The 1892-nt window shown below is 40.4% G+C and carries 3 protein-coding genes; all 3 read right to left on the bottom strand.

Annotation, left to right across the window (positions count from 1 at the left end; all coding sequences use genetic code 11):
* Positions 1 to 86: 86 nt before the first annotated feature.
* The 3 genes from FVR03_RS24025 to FVR03_RS24015 all read right to left on the bottom strand — a co-directional run bounded on the left by FVR03_RS24025 (position 87) and on the right by FVR03_RS24015 (position 1800).
* Positions 87 to 443, bottom strand: coding sequence for a helix-turn-helix domain-containing protein (locus FVR03_RS24025; protein ID WP_147924311.1), 357 nt, complete (start codon positions 441 to 443; stop codon positions 87 to 89).
* Positions 444 to 449: 6 nt separating this feature from the next.
* Entirely contained in the window at positions 450 to 743 is a 294-nt protein-coding gene (locus tag FVR03_RS24020) for a type II toxin-antitoxin system HigB family toxin (protein ID WP_147924310.1), read from the bottom strand.
* 220 nt (positions 744 to 963) lie between these two features.
* The gene (locus FVR03_RS24015; protein ID WP_147924309.1) at positions 964 to 1800 is read right to left on the bottom strand and encodes a toxin-antitoxin system YwqK family antitoxin; all 837 of its coding nucleotides are present in this window, start codon (positions 1798 to 1800) and stop codon (positions 964 to 966) included.
* Positions 1801 to 1892: the final 92 nt, after the last annotated feature.

Raw genomic sequence — 1892 nt, 5'->3', positions numbered from 1 at the left:
GCAAAGCACCGGTTAAGTACAACCCGGCCTTCATTGTGGGCACTCCGTACCCAACGAAGACCTAGTTGTTAGAGGGCGTTTTTCTTTCAATATTCCTGAATCAGCACGTTTGTAGGAATATTCAGCCTTTCATGAAGGTTCCTTATCATTTCTAGCGTAAGTTTTCTTTTCTTGTTTAACACCTCACTTACCCTGCTCTTGAAGCCCAGAACTTCGGCTAAGTCTTTCTGCTTTATCCCAAGCTGCTCCATTCTGAACTTTACCGCCTCAATCGGGTCTGGTACTTCAATCGGGAAATGCTTCTTCTCATAGGAGTCAATCAAAAAAGAAAGCACCTCCAGTTCATCTCCTTCCTGCGTGTTCGGCTCTGCGTCAAATATATCTTCCAGCCTTTGAAGCGCTAATTCGTAATCTTCCTCTGTTTTTATAAGCTTTATATTCATTTCTTTTTAAATTTTAGTAGCGTCAACTTTATCGTAGTCGGCGTGCGTACCAATGAACCGAATCCACATGATGCCATACTTGTAGTTGATTCTTACGATTAACCTGTAGTTATTTCCTTTAATATTGAAGACCATTCTGTTGTCCTCCAATATACTAGCTGAAGGATAGTCTTTCTTTATGTCGTTCGGGGACTTCCAAGTTGATTGCTCTGCTTCATTATACCAGGCCTTTAGCTGCTGCTCACTATCAGCATGCTTTTCCCAGAAATCCCGAAGTGTTCGTTTTGCTATTACTCTCACTTTCTTCTTTTATAACTCAAATATAAAAAATAAAGTTACCATATCGGTAACTTTAAGTTAGAGTTTTATTTTATATCCTGACTAACGGATTAGTACAGGCTACGAACGAGGCGTAGCCAAGTATGGAGCCTGTGCCGTGTTATGTGCTTTAGTTTTACTTTTTTAGCTGATTCACATTGTAACAGTAATTTGCCTGCTCAGCCCGAATCACATAGAATGATTACTTCACAAAAAACTTCTCTGTGAAGTTGATATAAACACTCTCCGTCCTACTACCTATCTCGTCAGGATTTTCTGCTTTGATGTTATACCTTTTCATCGCTTCTTCTGCACTTATTGGTTCTACTTTATAGTCCTCCAAACGCCCTCGAACCACGTGTATTCCTTTCCTTAAAGGACGAACTGTATACTCTGCGCTCAATCCGTCACCAGCAATTGTATCGGTCATTTTGGGGTTCACAAGTTTGTACTGGTCATCAAAGCCACCTACTTCTAAACGCACCTGGCTTTTACTCCCATAAAATGGCGCCTCCAATTTGAAGTGTAGTTTTATTTCTTCTCCTAAAGATATGGTGTCACGGTCACTGAATACAGTTATATAATGGCTGCTGTCAGCTATGATTTCTCCAGCTTCACTATATCTTATACGCTGGTTGCCTTTGTACCTGTCCTCAAACCTGTAGTATTGATAAGCTGCTTGCATCTTTCCATTCTCCCTGTACTCGTAACTCCAACCAACTGGCACTCCTTTAGAATAAATAGTTTCTTCTTTCAATTTACCATTCGGGTAGTAAATTTTAAGCATACCGTCTAAGACACCATTTAGGTATGTACTTTTTGCTTCAAGTTTGCCACTCTCATCATATTGGATGGCTTTACCATGTTGTATACCATCCTTGAAAAAACCCCTTGCCTTTATTTTACCATTGGGATAATATTCAATTCGCTCAGTCAAGCCTGTCTCTCTATCATACTTTTCCTCGAATTCTCTGTTACTGTTGCAGGCGACCATTAGCAACAGGAAAGGTAAAATCCGCAATACCAAAGCTAAATTCATCTATCATTTATTCTCTATTGCACATAACGTACGTTGGCAGGAGGCGTCCCACAGGCATATTGCGATTGGATGCCTTCTACGGGTAGTTATCC

Source organism: Pontibacter qinzhouensis (assembly GCF_008017455.1).
GTDB lineage: Bacteria > Bacteroidota > Bacteroidia > Cytophagales > Hymenobacteraceae > Pontibacter > Pontibacter qinzhouensis.
Note: the sequence above shows the minus strand (reverse complement) of the source record. Positions and strands in the feature narration are given on the sequence as shown.

Bases quoted from the DNA above. Each gene is read 5' to 3' on its own strand.
- FVR03_RS24015 (WP_147924309.1), bottom strand. From the start codon at position 1,800: ATGAATTTAGCTTTGGTATTGCGGATTTTACCTTTCCTGTTGCTAATG.
- FVR03_RS24025 (WP_147924311.1), bottom strand. From the start codon at position 443: ATGAATATAAAGCTTATAAAAACAGAGGAAGATTACGAATTAGCGCTT.